Below are 15,383 nucleotides of genomic sequence, written 5' to 3' on the forward strand. Positions count from 1 at the left end.
GAGGCCGTCCCGGCGTGGGGCCAGAACGTGCCCGGGGTGCCGGCCGATAACGGCCCGGGGACACGGCGCCTCCGGACTACCGGGTACGTGCGGGCGGGCGGCCTGTACGGCTCGTCAATTCGATCGCCGCACGTCCTTGACGACTGCATAATCGGACTGTGCTCGCGAACTACCGGCGGCTCTTCGCCGTTCCCCACGTCCTCTCCCTGCTGGCCTGGTCCCTGACCGCGCGCTTCTACATGCCGGGCCTGATGATCGCGGTCACCTTCCTGGTCGAGGAGTGGACCGGCTCCTACACCCTGGCCGGGCTGGTCACGGGTGCCTTCACCCTGGGCATCGCCCTGGTGGGGCCGCTGCGGGGCCGGATGGCCGACCGGGGCGGCACCGACCGGCTGGTGCTGGTGTGCGGCGTGGTGTTCAGCTTGGGGCTGCTGGGGATGGTGCTGCTTCCCGGGTCGCTGTGGTGGCTCTCGGTTCCGCTGGCGCTGGGCACCGGGTTGTTCGGCACCCCCGCGAACCAGGTCGTGCGGGCGCTGTGGCCGCGTCTGACGCACGGCCCGGAACGGCAGGCCATCTACGCGGCCGAGGCCACCACCCAGGAGTTGCTGTTCGTCTTCTCCCCCGTCCTGACCGCCGGCGTGGTGGCCCTCGCCGGACCGCGCTGGGCGCTGCTCATGCTCTCGGTGCTGGCGCTGCTCGGCGCGCTCGGTTTCGCCCGCGCCCTGCGCCGGGCCGGGGCGGCCGGACCCGCGCCGACCGACGACGCGGACGGCGCCGACGGCGGGGAGGCGGGCCCCCGCCGGAGCCTGTTGCGCCACCCGGCTCTGGTGGTGCTCTTCCTCATGTGCCTGCTGATGGTCGGCGGGGTCATGGGGGTGGACCTGGTCATCGTGGCGTGGGCCAACGAGCTCGGCGAGCCGCGGTACGTGATGGTGCTGGCGTCGGTGTGGGCTCTGGGGTCGCTGGTGGGCGGCGCGATCGCGGGCGGGCTGCGCGGCCGCCCGCACCTGGTGCGGCGCTGTTTCGGGTCGGCGCTGGGCATCGCGGTCCTGGTGCCGTTCGTGCCGCCCGTCACGCAACTGCCGACACCGCTGCTGGTCACTCCCCTGCTCTTCGTCTCCGGGATGGCGCTGGCGCCGACCCTGGCGGCGGTGATGGGCCGCATGGGCGACCTGGCCCCCGCGCGGCGGCGGGCCGAGGCGTTCGGGTGGATGTCCACCGCGATGGGCACCGGCGGCGCGGTGGCCGGCCCGCTGACCGGCGCGCTGGTCGACCTCATGGGGATCGCGGGCGGTGCGATGGGAGCCGCGGCGCTGGTGCTGATGGCGGCGCTGCTGAGCCTGCTCGTGCCCGGACCCCGCCCCGAGGCACCCGAAGCGCCCGAGGCGTCCGGTGCGTCCGAGGCCTCCGAAGTGCCCGGTTCAGGCGTTCCAGCCGGGCGGCACCCGCTGGGCCCAGGGACGGGCGCGTTCCAGCTGCGCGGACAGCGACAGCAGGGTGCCCTCTCCGCCCATCCGTCCGGTGAGCATGGCGCCGACGGGCAGTCCCCCGGGTGACCAGTGCAGGGGGACGCTGACCGAGGGCTGCCCCGAGACGTTGTAGACCGAGGTGAAGGGCGTGAACCCGGTCATCCGCCGGAACTCCTCCTCCGGGCCGCCGCCGGTGAAGTGGCCGACCGGGACCGGGGGCGCGGCCAGCGTGGGCGAGAGCACGGCGTCGAAGGGCTCGGCCGCGGCGACCATGGAGCGCACGCCGCGCTGGAGGCGGGCGCAGGCGGCGATGTAGTCGGGGACGGGTGTGGCGCGGGCGCGTTCGCGCAGCCACCGGTTGAGGGGGCCGAGCTCGGCCTCCCGGGAGGGGGCCACGGGGGCGGCCGAGGCCATCGCGGCCCAGAGGACCTGGAAGTCCTCCATGAAGGCGCCGCCGAAGTGGGCGTCCCCGGGCTCGGGGACCTCCTCCACCTCGTGGCCGAGGTCGCCCAGCAGGCGGACGGCCTCCTCGTGGGCGGCCAGGACGTCGGGGTGGACGGGGATTCCGGCGAAGCCGGTGGTGGCGTAGCACCCGACGCGCAGACGGCCGGGGTCGCGGTCCACGTGGTCGGTGAAGCTCTCGCCGGGCGGCAGGGGCGGCGCGGTGAAGTGGTCGCCCGGCCCGGAGAAGGCCATGGCGTCCAGGAGGAGTGCGGCGTCGCGGACGTCGCGGGCGAGGGGGCCCGCGGTGGACAGCCCGGCGAGGTCGGGCCTGAGGGGCGCGCCGGAGATCCGGCCCCGGGTGGGCTTGAGGCCGAAGAGCCCGCACGCGCTGGCGGGGATGCGGATGGAGCCCCCGCCGTCGCTGCCGTGGGCGACGGGGGCGAGGCCGGCGGCGACGGCCGCCGCCGCGCCCCCGCTGGAACCGCCCGGGGACAGGTCGGTGTCCCAGGGGTTGCGGGAGGGCGGGGCGACGCCGTTCTCGGTGTAGCAGCTCGACCCGAACTCGGGAGTGTTGGTCTTCCCGGGCAGGACCGCGCCCGCCTCGCGCAGCCGGGCGACCAGGTCGGAGTCGGCCGGGGCCACGGCGTCGCGCAGGACCGGTGACCCGTGGGTGAGACGGACCCCGGCGACGGGTTCGAGGTCCTTGATCGGCACGGGGAGGCCGGTCAGGGGCGGCAGGTCGTCGGGCGTGTCACCCATCACCCGTTTCTCCGCGTAACGGGCTTGTTCGAGTGCCTTTTCCGGAGTGACCGTAATGTACGCACCATAACGGTGGTCATACCGCTCGATCCGGTCCAGGCAGTGCTCAGTGATCTCAGTAGGGGACAGCTCACGACTGCGGACCATGGCCAGGAGTCGGTGGGCCGGAAGGTCATGGATCTGGGTCATACCGATTCAGGTTAGCGGGCACGCCACGGGGCACCACGAAGACGGGAACCCCTTCTCTAGAGAAGCTGACCAAAGAGTAACCATTCCCTGTCCTGTCGGCCGAACACGTATGCGAGCCGGGAAACAGGGGAAGAAAAGTGTGAGAATCAATGCACTAGGACTCGGATATGGATCGAACTAACGTGTCCGACGTGGAATCGGCAACCAGAGTGAACGGCCATACCCCATCGTCCGAGGGCTCGGATCGACAAAGGCACGAAACCCTCTTTTTCCCCAGCAAGAACAACGACAAGGAGATCTCGGGCGGCAGAGCGGTCTACGGTGCACTCCGGGACAACCAGACCACCCGCAGATGGATCCTCCGCGGCGGCGGCTCGGTCGTGGTCGCCCTCGTGACCGGTCTGCTCACGTCCGAGTGGCGGATCGGTGTGACCTTCGGGATCCTCACCCTGATCGGTCTCGTCGTGTACTCCTCACGGCGCGAGTCGGAGATCCCCCGGTGGCGCAAGCCCTCGGCGGCCCAGCGCAAGACCGAGGCCCAGCTCAAGGTGATGAAGCAGCTCGGTTACCGGGTTCTGCACGCCCGTGTCGTGCCCGGCGGCAACGGTCAGATCGACCACTTCGTCGTGGGTCGGCGCGGCGCGTTCGCGATCGACTCCGAGTCGTGGGACAAGCGCCTCCCGCTGCGCAACAAGCTGGAGAAGCTCTACCACGGGCGGTTCAGCAAGAACGAGCGGATCGACGAGGCGCTGGAGGAGGCCAAACGGGCCGAGGAACTGATCAGCAAGGAGCTGGGGCGCGAGATCAGGGTGCGCGCGTCACTGGCCATCTACGGCCCCGGCATGCCCTGGGACAGCCACCGTCTGCGGGGTGTGGACATCATCACCGGGACCAAGGTCCGCAAGTGGCTGCGCAGCGGCCGCGACCGCCTGACCGACACCGAGATCGAGGACATCTACCAGGCCGCGCAGAAGGTCCTGATCCCCCGACACTGACCCCTCCCACCGACCCCCTTCCGAAGCGGTACGGGCCCGGGACCGGCCACAGCGCCGTGGTACCCGGGCCTTTCGCGTGTCCGGGCTCCGTTCGCCGACGCGCTCCGCGGGGCCGCCGCTCCGGCCACGGCCCCGCGCCCGGACCGCCGCGGGTCGGCGCGGGGCGGCGCGGGGGCGGCGCGCCCACCGGGGACGTCTCACGATCCGGATGCCCCGTCTTTAACTCCGAGACCACATCAGTGCGCCGAAGGACTACCATCGAGGGGAAACACCCGTAACGATGGGAGTCCGCCCCATGCCAGCCCTACGCTCGCGCACCGTCACCCACGGCAGGAACATGGCAGGCGCACGCGCCCTCATGCGCGCCACCGGCGTGGAGCGCGAGGACTTCGGCAAGCCCATCGTGGCCGTGGCCAACAGCTTCACCGAGTTCGTGCCCGGCCACGTCCACCTGCGCGAGGTGGCCGCGGTGGTCGCCGACGCGATCCGCCAGGCGGGCGGGGTTCCCCGCGAGTTCAACTCCATCGCCGTGGACGACGGCATCGCCATGGGCCACGGCGGCATGCTCTACTCGCTGCCCAGCCGCGAGCTGATCGCCGACTCGTTGGAGTACATGGTCAACGCGCACTGCGCCGACGCCCTGGTGTGCGTGTCCAACTGCGACAAGATCACCCCCGGCATGCTGCTGGCCGCGCTGCGCCTGAACATCCCCACGGTGTTCGTCTCCGGAGGGCCCATGGAGGCGGGCAAGGTCACGGTGGTCGACGGCACCGCCACCACCGTCCGCAAGCTGGACCTGATCAACCCCATGGTCGCCGCGGCCGACGAGAGCGTCTCCCAGGCCGAGCTCGACGAGATGGAGGAGGCGGCCTGCCCCACCTGCGGCTCGTGCTCGGGCATGTTCACCGCCAACTCGATGAACTGCCTCACCGAGGCCATGGGCCTGGCCCTGCCGGGCAACGGCACCGTGCTGGCCACCCACACCGCCCGCAAGGCGCTGTACGAGGACGCCGGACGCCGGGCCGTCGAGGCCGCCAAGCGCTACTACGAGGACGACGACGAGTCCGTCCTGCCGCTGTCCATCGCCACCCCGGCCGCCTTCGGCAACGCCATGGCCCTGGACGTGGCCATGGGCGGCTCCACCAACACGATCCTGCACCTGCTCGCCGCCGCCACCGAGGCGGGCGTGGACTTCGGGCTCCCCGAGATCGACGAGGTCTCCCGCCGGGTGCCCTGCCTGTGCAAGGTGGCGCCGAACACGGAGAAGTACCACATCGAGGACGTCCACCGGGCCGGCGGCATCCCCGCCATCCTGGGCGAACTCGCCCGCGGCGGCCTCCTGGACACCTCGCTGCCCACGGTGCACGGCAAGACCGTCGGCGAGTTCATCGCCGAATGGGACATCACCTCCGACAGCGTCCTGCCCGAGGCCGTGGAGCTGTTCCACGCGGCCCCCGGCGGCGTGCGCACCACCAAGGCCTACTCGCAGAGCGTGCGCTGGGACACCCTGGACACCGACCGCGACCAGGGCTGCATCCGCTCGGTGGCCAGCGCCTACACCAAGGACGGCGGCCTGGCGGTGCTGTTCGGCAACCTCGCCCCCGACGGCGCGATCGTCAAGACCGCCGGCGTGGAGGAGGAGCTGTGGACCTTCTCCGGTCCCGCCAAGGTCTTCGAGTCGCAGGAGGACGCCGTCGACGGCATCCTCAACAAGAGGATCGAGCCCGGTGACGTGGTGGTCATCCGCTACGAGGGCCCCAAGGGCGGCCCGGGCATGCAGGAGATGCTGTACCCGACGAGCTTCCTCAAGGGCCGCGGCCTGGGCAAGGCCTGCGCGCTCATCACCGACGGCCGCTTCTCCGGCGGCACGTCCGGGCTGTCCATCGGCCACGCCTCCCCCGAGGCCGCCGCGGGCGGGGACATCGCCCTGGTCGAGGACGGAGACGTCGTCAGCATCGACATCCCCAACCGGAGCATCGCGCTGGAGGTCTCCGGGGACGAGCTGGACACCCGCCGCGAGCGCCTGCTCAAGGAGCTGGGCCGGTTCCAGCCGCGCGACCGCCGGCGCCCGGTGACGGCGGCGCTGCGCGCCTACGCGGCCATGGCGACCTCGGCCTCCACCGGCGCGGCGCGCGACGTGTCCCAGATCGAGAGGTAGGGGGTGGGGGCGGCCCCGCCCGGGGCCGCCCGTGTCCTCAGGAACAGCAGCCGCCTCCGCAGCACCCTCCACCGGAGGGCGCGGGGGTGGACGCCCGGCCGCCCACCGCCACGGTGGACAGCAGCCGGACCGTGTCGTCGTGCCCCTGCGGGCAGGCCGCCGGGTCCCCGGCCCGGGCCATCGGACGGGAGAGTTCGAAGGTGTCGCCGCACTCGCGGCAGCGGAAGTCGTATCTGGGCATGCCGTCAGAATACGGCCGCCCTCCGGCGAACGCACCGGAGGGCGGAGGGGGTGAGCGGCGGGGACCGGGTGGGACGCCCGGTTCCGGTCCCGCCGGATCACGCCACCAGATGGGCCATGTACGGCTCCCACTGGGGGTCGCCGTGGAGGTCTCCGTTGATCAGGCGCCAGTGGGGACCCTTGGGCACCTTGGGGGTGACGTGCAGCTCCCAGCCGAGTTCGTCCAGGAACTTGTCGGCCTTGCGGTGGTTGCACGGCTTGCACGCGGCCACCACGTTCTCCCACACGTGCGCGCCTCCGCGGCTGCGCGGGACGACGTGGTCGATCGTCTCGGCCTTCTTCCCGCAGTAACCGCAGGTGTGTCTGTCCCGACGCATGAGCGCCACTCTGGTGAGGGGTACCCTGCGGCTGTACGGGACGCTGATGTAGCGCCGGAGCCGGATGACCGAGGGCACGTCGTAGGCTCGTGTCGCCGAGTGCAGTATCGCGCCCGCGTCATCCTGGTGGACGACCTCCGCCTTCTCCCTCAGGACGAGGAGAATCGCCCTGCGCAGGGGCAGTGTCGTCAGTGGTTCGAAGCTGGCGTTGAGCAGCAGCACATGGCGGCGGGCGGCTCCTGTGCCACCCTCCCGGCTGCCTCGGGCGCTCATCGTGTCGCCCCGGCCGTCGTCCGCGACGACCGTGTCTCTTCCCCGGCCAGCCGTTCGGCCAGCCAGGAGACCTCCCTGTGCACCGATCCGAGGATCGGTGGTTCCGTACGCCTTGCCACACGGACCTCCCGGTGGTCCCGCCGAGTTGCGTCCCGCATTCAGTTTGCGTGGTCGGACCGCCCCGGCGCCACCCCAATTTCCGCCGGGCCGCCCAGAAACCGCTTGTTCTCCCCTTTCCGGGTTCCATTGTGCGTCGGCCGGCCCCGATTCCGCCCCGCCGCCGCGCCGGACACGCCGGGTGGATAGCGGTGGATAGGGTGCGAGGCATGCGTGAACTCCGCTACCCCCCGGCCGCACGGCTGGACATCATCGAGACCCTGCACGGCCACACGGTCGGTGACCCCTACCGGTGGTTGGAGGACGCCGAGTCGACGGAGACCAAGGAGTGGGCGTCCTCGCAGGACGCCCTGTACGCCGAGGTCTCCTCACGGTTCGGTGCACGTGACTGGTTCGCCGGCCAGGTGCGCTCCCTGTTGGGCGCCGGCGGCGTCGGGGCACCCGTGTGGCGGGGCGACCGCCACTTCTTCGTGCGCCGTACCGCCGAGCAGGAGCACGCCGTGCTCTACGTCCGCGACGGCGACGGCCCCGAGCGCGTCCTGGTGGACCCCGGAGCGCTCGACCCGGAGGGCCTGACCACCCTGGACTCCTGGCGGCCCGACCACTCCGGCCGCCTGCTCGCCTACCAGCTGTCCGAGGGCGGCGACGAGGAGTCCGTGCTCCGGGTCGTGGACGTCGACAGCGGTGACGTGCTGGACGGCCCCGTCGACCGGGCCCGCTACAGCCCCATCGCGTGGCTGCCGGACTCCTCCGCCTTCTACTACGTACGGCGCCTGCCCGCCGAGGAGGTCCCCGAGGGCGAGGAGAACTACCACCGCCGCGTCTACCTGCACCGGCTGGGCACCCCCGCCGACCAGGACACCCTGGTCTTCGGGCAGGGCCGCGACAAGACCGAGTACTTCACCCCCGTCGTGAGCCGTGACGGGCGCTGGCTCGTCCTGCTCGCCAACCGGGGGACCTCGGCGGCCACCGACGCGTGGATCGCCGACCTGTCCGACGGGAACCTGGACGAGCCCCGCCTGGTGCCCGTCCAGGAGGGTGTGGACGCCGCCCTGTACCCGCACGTGGGCCGGGACGGGCGCCTGTACCTGTTCACCGACCGGGAGGCCCCGCGAGGGCGCCTGTGCGTGGCCGACCCCGCCGATCCCGGGTACGGGAACTGGACCACCCTGGTCCCGGAGGACCCCGAGGCGGTCCTGGAGGGGTACGCGGTCCTGGACGGCCCCGAAGCGGAGCGGCCCGAGCTGCTGGTGGCCCGCAGCCGCCACGCGATCAGCGAGATCGCCCGGCACGACCTGGCCACCGGCGAGCGTCTGGGCGGGTTGGACATGCCGGGCCTGGGCACCGTCGGCGGACTCGTCGAACGCCCCGAGGGCGGACACGAGGCGTGGTTCGGCTACACCGACAACACCCACCCGTCGTCGGTGTACCACTACGACGCGCGCTCGGGCGAGGTGTCGCTGTGGGCCGACGCCCCCGGCGACATCGACCTGCCCGGGGTGAACGTGGAGCAGGTCACCTACACCTCCGGGGACGGCACGCCCGTGCGCATGCTGGTGGTCTCGCCCGAGGCCCCCGCCGAGGGGCCGCAGCCGACCATCCTGTACGGGTACGGGGGTTTCCGGATCTCCCTCACCCCCGCCTACTCGGCGGTGGCGCTGGCCTGGGTGCGCGCGGGCGGCGTGTACGCCGTCGCCAACCTGCGCGGCGGCCTGGAGGAGGGGGAGCAGTGGCACCGGGCGGGAATGCTCGCCGACAAGCAGAACGTCTTCGACGACTGCGCGGCGGCGGCCGAGCACCTGGTCGCCACAGGTGTGACCGACACCGAGCACCTGTCCGTCATGGGCGGCAGCAACGGCGGCCTGCTGGTGGGCGCCATGGTCACCCAGCGGCCGGACCTGTTCACCGCCGCCGTCTGCTCGGCCCCGCTGCTGGACATGGTCCGCTACGAGAGGTTCGGGCTGGGCCAGCTGTGGAACGTCGAGTACGGCACCGCCGACGACCCCGAGCAGCTTGAGTGGCTGCTGGGCTACTCGCCGTACCACAACGTGCGCGAGGGCACCCGCTACCCGGCGACGCTGTTCACCGTGTTCGACAACGACACCCGCGTGGACCCGCTGCACGCGCGCAAGCTGTGCGCGCGGATGCAGCACGCCACCTCGGCCCCGCTCGAGGAGCGGCCGATCCTGCTGCGCGGGGAGTCCGAGGTGGGCCACAGCTCGCGGTCGGTGAGCCGCAGCGTGGCCCTCAACGCCGAGCAGCTGGCCTTCCTCGCCCACTACCTGGGCCTCTCCGTGGAGTGACGCCGTCCTCCCGCCCCCCTTCGGGAGAGCAACGACACAGGCGTCCGACGGGGGGCACAGCCTGTTCTCCTGGGGAGTGTTGAGACAATCGGGGTGTACCACCCCCCAGGAGAGCAGCGGAGAGGATCCCGGACGTGACACAGACCGAGGCCGGAGCCGTCGGCACCCAGGCGGCGCCCAGGCGGCACGTGCACCTCGCGCAGGTCCGCTACGCCGATCTCGACCCGCAGCACCACGTCAACAACGTGCGGATGCTGACCTACCTGGAGGACGCCCGGATCTCGTTCCTGCGCTACGAGGGCGCCGTCGAGGGCGACGAGGTCTTCGGTGCGATGGTCGTGGCCCGCCAGGAGGCCGACTACGTGACGCCGCTGCTGCCCCGGTCGGAGCCGGTGCGCGTGGAGCTGTGGGTGACCGAGGTGCGCAACGCCAGCTTCACCCTGGCCTACGAGATCCGTGACGAGACGAAGGTGTACCTGCGGGCGAAGACGGTCCTGGTCGGCTTCGACGTGCCGAAGCAGAGCGCCCGGCGGCTCAACGCCACCGAGCGTGCCTTCCTCGCCGACTACGCCTGAGGGGCGCGGTCCCCGGCGTCCTCACTTCAGGGAGATGGTGACGGGCTCTCCGCCGTCGTCCCCGTCCTCCCCGTCGTCGTCGGTGGAGACCGAGACCCGTGTCGGGTTGGCCACCTCCTGGACGGTGGTCTCCTCCGGGACGTTCACCATGCTGTGCGCGGCCATGACCATGTACTCCCACAGCTGCCGCTCCAGCACCTCGTGCAGGCCGAGGGAGTCCACCGCGGCACGCATGTGCTTGAGCCACAGGTCGCGCTCGGTGATGCCGATGCGGAAGGGGACGTGCCGCATCCGCAGCCGGGGGTGCCCACGCCGCTCGTTGTAGGTCCGCGGGCCGCCCCAGTACTGCATGAGGAACAGGCGCAGGCGCTCCTCGGCGGGGCCGAGGTCCTCCTCGGGGTACATGGGCCGCAGTCCGGGGTCCTCGGCCACGCCCTCGTAGAAGCGGCGGACCAGGCGGGTGAAGGTCTCCTCACCGCCCACGGCCTCGTAGAACGTCATACGCACGGGCTCGTCGCCCGCGCTCTGCTGGTGATCGCGCGCGGAAGTCATCGCCACCAGGGTATGCGACAACATCCCGGTACCCACAAGCGGTGCGCGGCCGGACGGACGACGGCCCGTGGCCGGACCGGAGGGTCCGTCCACGGGCCGGGTGCACCGCGGCGGGGCCGGGCCCGCCGCCGGTCCGTCAGTCGCGGGTGAGCTTGCGGTGGGTGACCGCGTGCGGGCGCGCGGCTTCGGGACCCAGTCGCTCGATCTTGTTCTTCTCGTAGGACTCGAAGTTGCCCTCGAACCAGAACCAGGAGGCGTCGCCCTCCCAGGCGAGGATGTGCGTGGCGACGCGGTCGAGGAACCACCGGTCGTGGGAGGTGATCACGGCGCAGCCGGGGAACTCCAGCAGCGCGTTCTCCAGCGAGCCGAGGGTCTCCACGTCCAGGTCGTTGGTGGGCTCGTCCAGGAGCAGCAGGTTGCCGCCCTGCTTGAGGGTGAGCGCCAGGTTCACGCGGTTGCGCTCACCGCCGGAGAGCACGCCGGCGGCCTTCTGCTGGTCGGAGCCCTTGAAGCCGAACGCGGCGACGTAGGCGCGGCTGGGGATCTCGACCTTGCCGACCTCGATGAAGGACTCGCCGTCGGAGATGGTCTCCCAGACGTTCTTGTTGTCCGCGATACGGCTGCGGTACTGGTCGACGTAGGAGATGTTGACGGTGTTGCCGACGTTGATCTCGCCCTGGTCGGGGGTCTCCTCGCCGACGATCATCTTGAACAGCGTCGTCTTGCCGACACCGTTGGGACCGATGACGCCGACGATGCCGTTCGGCGGCAGCGAGAAGCTGAGGCCGTCGATGAGCACGCGGTCGTCGAAGCCCTTGGTGAGGTTCTTGACCTCGACCACGGTGTCGCCCAGGCGCGGACCCGGCGGGATCTGGATCTCCTCGAAGTCCAGCTTGCGGGTCTTGTCGGCCTCGGCCGCCATCTCCTCGTAGCGCTGGAGACGGGACTTGCTCTTGGTCTGGCGGGCCTTGGCGTTGGAGCGGACCCACTCCAGCTCGTCCTGGAGGCGCTTGGCCTTCTTGGCGTCCTTTTGCCCCTCGACCTTCAGACGGGTCTGCTTGGTCTCCAGGTAGGTGGAGTAGTTGCCCTCGTAGGGGTAGAACTGGCCCCGGTCCAGCTCCAGGATCCACGTGGCGACGTGGTCGAGGAAGTACCTGTCGTGTGTGATCGCGATGACGGTGCCGGGGTACTTGGCCAGGTGCTGCTCCAGCCAGTTCACGCTCTCGGCGTCCAGGTGGTTGGTGGGCTCGTCGAGCAGCAGCAGGTCGGGCTGTTCGAGCAGCAGCTTGCACAGGGCGACGCGGCGCTTCTCACCACCCGAGAGCTGGGTGACGGAGGCGTCGCCGGGCGGGCAGCGCAGCGCGTCCATCGCCTGCTCCAGCTGGCTTTCGAGATCCCAGGCACCCCGGTGGTCGAGCTGCTCCTGGAGCTTGCCCATCTCCTCGAGCAGGTCGTCGGAGTAGTCCGTCGCCATCTGCTCGGCGATCTCGTTGAAGCGGTTGAGCATCGCCTTGGTCTCGGCGACGCCGTCCTCGACGTTCTCCAGGACGTTCTTGTCCGGGTCGAGGTGGGGTTCCTGCGCGAGCAGGCCGACGGTGAAACCGGGCATGAGCCTCGCCTCGCCGTTGGACGGCTGCTCCATGCCGGCCATGATCTTCAGAAGCGTCGACTTACCCGCACCGTTGGGGCCCACGACGCCGATCTTGGCTCCGGGCAGGAACGACCCCGAAACGTTGTCCAGGACGACCTTGTCGCCGTGCGCCTTGCGCACGTTGTTCATGGTGTAGATATACTCCGGCATGCTTCCAGCCTAGGGCGTCGCGGCCCATGCCCCCGCCATCGCGTGGGCGTCCGGGAACCGGCCGGGCGAGGGAGGCGGCCGCCCGGGCCGACGCGGCGGCGGCGAGCGCTCACTCCTCGGGGTACTCGCTCCTCTCCCTCAGCCAGCGGGGGGTGAACTCCCGCCACCGCTCCACCGGCAGCCCCCAGGCCAGCGCCCGGCTCATCAGCACCGCCATGGAGTAGCCGGGGTCGGCCGTCAGAGCCGCGTCCAGGGCCGCCGCGGCCAGCGCCCTGTCATCGCGCTGCCACGCCGCGACCGCCAGCAGCGAGGCCGGGGCCGCCCGCAGGCGCCGGGGCAGGTGGCGGGCGACCCGGCTCCACAGCTCCTGGTGCGCGGGCGCGGTCTCCGCGGTGATGCGCGCCCACATCTCGTCGCGCACGCGGGTCTCGGTGAGGTACGTCCCCAGCCAGGCCAGCTCCTCCCGGCCGGTGATCCCCCGCCCCGACCGCTCGGCCCGCACGGCCGCCAGGGCGGCGGACAGTCCCCGGTCGGTCAGGGCTCCGCGCATCCCCCGCTCCAGCATGAGCCGGGCACGCGCCTCCGCCTTCTCGGCGAGAGCGTCCATCGCGGCCCGCTCCTCGCCGCCCACGGGTTCCAGGAGGGCCCGTACCCGTGCGGCGTCGCCGGCCGCGGAGTGGAGGGGCTGTACGGGGACGAGCCCGTGCAGGACCGCGTCGGCCGGGATGGTGGAGCTGTCGACGTTGACAACGGTTCCCCCGGCCGGGCAGCAGCCGGCCCTCCCGCAGGTGTAGGACCAGTACCGCCCCTCCGTGACCCGGAGGGCGTCCAGGACGGTCAGGGCGCGCTCTCGGGCGGCGGACAGAAGCCCGTCGACGTAGGGGGTGACCCGTTCGGGCGGCCCGTAGGCCACGATCACCAGGGCGGTGCAGCCCTCGGACGCGGCCGTGTCGACGGGGGCGGCGGCGCGCTTCAGCGGGTCCCCGGCCGCGTCCAGCCGGTCCAGGTCGCCCCGGAACGCGGAGTGCACGCCCCTGCCCCGCATCGCGAGGACGACGAGCCCGGGGTCGGGGGGCACTCCCACCAGGTAGGGCAGGGTGGCGATGATGTCGGTCGGGGTGGTCAGGACGAGGGTGCCGCGTGTCCCGGGGGCGTGGGACGGCGCCGGCCCGACGGGGCCCCGGGGCGGGGGAACGGCGGGGACGGCGGGGACGTCCGTGGCGGTGACGTCGTCGGGGGCGGAGGCGTCCGGGAGGGGCGCGTCGGAGGCGGAACCGGGAGGGGGGCCGGGGACGGAGCCGTCGGCCGGGAGCGGGCCGGAGGCGGACGGGTCGCCGGTGCGCTGCGCGGGGGCGGGGAGGAAGTCACGGGGGTCTCGGGGGTGGAGGAAGCGGCGTGGCTGGTCGGAGTGCATATCTTCACGTTGGGTGATCCGGCGGTCTCACACAATGGCCTCTTCGTGGCTGTGGACGACTCCGGGGAACCGCGGAACCGTGAATACGCGGGTCAGGGGATTTCCGTGGGGTCGGTGGGGTCGGCGGACGTCGTGCGGCCGGGGATCTCCCCGCCCCTGGGCCCGGGGATCCTGTCGCCGACACCGGTGTGGCCGGCGGGCAGGCACACGCGGTCGCGGCCGGTCTCCTTGGCCCGGTAGAGCGCGAGGTCGGCCGCGGTGAGCAGCTCCACCAGGTCGTTGCCGTGGTCGCCGACGACGGCCACACCGATCGAGATGGTGATGGACACCGGTACTTCGTCCACCTCGATCTCCATGCACCCCACCTGGGAGCGCAGGCGCTCGGCGGCCCGCCAGGCCTCGGTGGTGTCGGAGCCGGGCAGCAGTACCACGAACTCCTCTCCGCCGAAGCGGCCGAGCAGGTCGGACTGGCGCAGCTGCTGGGCGATGGTGGTGGCCACGCCCAGCAGAACCTGGTCGCCGAACAGGTGACCGTGGCTGTCGTTGACCCTCTTGAAGTGGTCGATGTCGATGATCAGCACCGCGGCCCGCCCCCGCGAGGAGCGTGCCCTGGCGATCTCCACCGCGGCCTCCTGCTCCCAGGTCGGGGCGTTGAGCAGACCCGTCTTGGGATCGGTCCTGGCCGCCGTCTGCAACTGGTTGTACAACAGGCTGCGCTGTAGCAGCAGTACCGGGGGGACGGCGATGACCAGCAGCAGCAGCGAGAGGTGGGCGAGGATGGCGACGGTGACGCCGACGCATAATTCGACGGCGTCCACGGTGAGGGCTTCGCGGTCCCACATGGGCCGGAAGCGCTGTCCGGGGCCGCTGCTCATCCGCGCGGCCAGCACGACGATGAGCGTGTTGAGGACGGTGAACCCGGCACAGCACAGCAGCGCCACGAGCACTCCGGTGACCGTGGCCAGGCTCTCGTGGGCGTCGGAGACCCCGCGCAGCCCCGCCGCCAGGCCGCCGCCCTGAACGCTGTGCCAGGCCACCGAGGCCAGGAAGCCCGACAGGGCGACGGCGATCGCGTTGAACACCCGGCGGTGCACCAGCGCGCGGCGGGAGCGGATCTGCATCATCACGAAGACGGGGACGGGAAGAAGCAGGGCGTACAGGGGCGGCAGGAGGAGGATCGCGGGGAACCACCACGCGCCCAGCAGGTCGCGGGACACTCCCGCGGGAAGGCCCAGCCTCCGGATCGCCTCCACCCCGAAGGCGGCGCAGAGCACGAGGGCCGAGAAGGTGAGTGCGTCCGACCACGCGGGAGGGCGCAGGGCGACGACCATCCCGAACAGGAACAGCGTGACGGACAGGAGCAGTCCCATGTAGACGATCAGGCTCCGGGGCTGCTGCAGGAACGACCAGCGCGCCTGGCCTCCGTGAGGCGGCGGTCCCCCGGTCCTCGCCGGCTTCTCCGAGATGCTCACCGCTGCGCCCTCCCTCCTTGGTCGCTCTGCGCCATCAGGCTCTTACAACCGCCTCTGACGGGCCCAACCCCACGATGGTTCTCCCTTCGACGAGCCGGATTTGCCCCGCGTTCCCTTACGGTGCCACTCGGTTACGACGGTTGGGTACCCGTAACCCCGAAAACTTGTTCGTCGCGTAGCACCGCCGTTACCGACGCCAGTTTACATTACCTTGGGTAATATATTAATTGCTTATTGTATGGAAA

Annotated in this window: 11 protein-coding genes and 1 pseudogene; 5 read left to right on the plus strand and 7 right to left on the minus strand. The window is 71.5% G+C overall.

The window, feature by feature from the left end; genetic code table 11:
* The first annotated feature begins 158 nt into the window (after positions 1-158).
* On the plus strand, positions 159-1,556 hold the full coding sequence (locus NOSIN_RS15740) for an MFS transporter (RefSeq protein ID WP_077691470.1): 1,398 nt from the start codon (positions 159-161) through the stop codon (positions 1,554-1,556).
* Here the strand turns inward: NOSIN_RS15740 and NOSIN_RS15745 are convergent.
* Positions 1,551-2,861: pseudogene (locus tag NOSIN_RS15745) on the minus strand (amidase); the annotation flags it as partial. The gene NOSIN_RS15740 and the pseudogene NOSIN_RS15745 sit on opposite strands and share 6 nt — an antisense overlap.
* A gap of 209 nt (positions 2,862-3,070) precedes the next feature.
* Here NOSIN_RS15745 and NOSIN_RS15750 point away from each other — a divergent pair.
* The gene (locus NOSIN_RS15750; protein WP_077691472.1) at positions 3,071-3,856 is read left to right on the plus strand and encodes a nuclease-related domain-containing protein; all 786 of its coding nucleotides are present in this window, start codon (positions 3,071-3,073) and stop codon (positions 3,854-3,856) included.
* A gap of 295 nt (positions 3,857-4,151) precedes the next feature.
* Positions 4,152-6,014 (plus strand): dihydroxy-acid dehydratase, encoded by a 1,863-nt coding sequence (gene ilvD, locus NOSIN_RS15755; protein WP_077691473.1) that lies wholly within the window; start codon positions 4,152-4,154, stop codon positions 6,012-6,014.
* A gap of 37 nt (positions 6,015-6,051) precedes the next feature.
* Here the strand turns inward: ilvD and NOSIN_RS15760 are convergent, their stop codons facing one another.
* Positions 6,052-6,255 (minus strand): FmdB family zinc ribbon protein, encoded by a 204-nt coding sequence (locus NOSIN_RS15760; RefSeq protein ID WP_077691474.1) that lies wholly within the window; start codon positions 6,253-6,255, stop codon positions 6,052-6,054.
* Between the two features lie 97 nt (positions 6,256-6,352).
* Complete coding sequence (locus tag NOSIN_RS15765; protein ID WP_077691475.1) at positions 6,353-6,853, minus strand: HNH endonuclease; 501 nt, start codon at positions 6,851-6,853, stop codon at positions 6,353-6,355.
* A 377-nt stretch (positions 6,854-7,230) separates the two neighbouring features.
* On the opposite strand from NOSIN_RS15765, the gene NOSIN_RS15770 reads away from it, so the two are divergent.
* Positions 7,231-9,324, plus strand: coding sequence for a prolyl oligopeptidase family serine peptidase (locus tag NOSIN_RS15770; protein ID WP_077691476.1), 2,094 nt, complete (start codon positions 7,231-7,233; stop codon positions 9,322-9,324).
* Between the two features lie 134 nt (positions 9,325-9,458).
* Positions 9,459-9,899 (plus strand): acyl-CoA thioesterase, encoded by a 441-nt coding sequence (locus NOSIN_RS15775; RefSeq protein ID WP_077691477.1) that lies wholly within the window; start codon positions 9,459-9,461, stop codon positions 9,897-9,899.
* A 21-nt stretch (positions 9,900-9,920) separates the two neighbouring features.
* Here NOSIN_RS15775 and NOSIN_RS15780 read toward each other — a convergent pair whose 3' ends face one another.
* The 4 genes from NOSIN_RS15780 to NOSIN_RS15795 form a co-directional block, all read right to left on the minus strand.
* A complete protein-coding gene (locus NOSIN_RS15780) occupies positions 9,921-10,451 on the minus strand; it encodes a globin (RefSeq protein ID WP_227015025.1) in 531 nt (176 codons plus the stop codon).
* A 136-nt stretch (positions 10,452-10,587) separates the two neighbouring features.
* A complete protein-coding gene (gene ettA, locus NOSIN_RS15785) occupies positions 10,588-12,252 on the minus strand; it encodes an energy-dependent translational throttle protein EttA (protein ID WP_077691479.1) in 1,665 nt (554 codons plus the stop codon).
* Positions 12,253-12,361: 109 nt separating this feature from the next.
* Entirely contained in the window at positions 12,362-13,666 is a 1,305-nt protein-coding gene (locus tag NOSIN_RS15790) for a DUF4192 domain-containing protein (RefSeq protein ID WP_077691480.1), read from the minus strand.
* 92 nt (positions 13,667-13,758) lie between these two features.
* Positions 13,759-15,138 carry a sensor domain-containing diguanylate cyclase gene (locus NOSIN_RS15795; RefSeq protein WP_077691481.1) on the minus strand — a complete coding sequence of 460 codons (1,380 nt, stop codon included), beginning with the start codon at positions 15,136-15,138 and terminating at the stop codon, positions 13,759-13,761.
* Between the last annotated feature and the right edge of the window lie 245 nt (positions 15,139-15,383).

It is taken from the genome of Nocardiopsis sinuspersici (genome assembly GCF_001998325.1).
In the GTDB taxonomy this organism is placed as follows: Bacteria; Actinomycetota; Actinomycetes; order Streptosporangiales; family Streptosporangiaceae; genus Nocardiopsis; species Nocardiopsis sinuspersici.

Excerpts from the sequence above, each read along its gene's own strand:
- ilvD (WP_077691473.1), top strand. The coding sequence starts at position 4,152 with ATGCCAGCCCTACGCTCGCGCACCGTCACCCACGGCAGGAACATGGCA.
- NOSIN_RS15760 (WP_077691474.1), bottom strand. The coding sequence starts at position 6,255 with ATGCCCAGATACGACTTCCGCTGCCGCGAGTGCGGCGACACCTTCGAA.
- NOSIN_RS15770 (WP_077691476.1), top strand. The coding sequence starts at position 7,231 with ATGCGTGAACTCCGCTACCCCCCGGCCGCACGGCTGGACATCATCGAG.
- NOSIN_RS15780 (WP_227015025.1), bottom strand. The coding sequence starts at position 10,451 with ATGACTTCCGCGCGCGATCACCAGCAGAGCGCGGGCGACGAGCCCGTG.
- ettA (WP_077691479.1), bottom strand. The coding sequence starts at position 12,252 with ATGCCGGAGTATATCTACACCATGAACAACGTGCGCAAGGCGCACGGC.
- NOSIN_RS15790 (WP_077691480.1), bottom strand. The coding sequence starts at position 13,666 with ATGCACTCCGACCAGCCACGCCGCTTCCTCCACCCCCGAGACCCCCGT.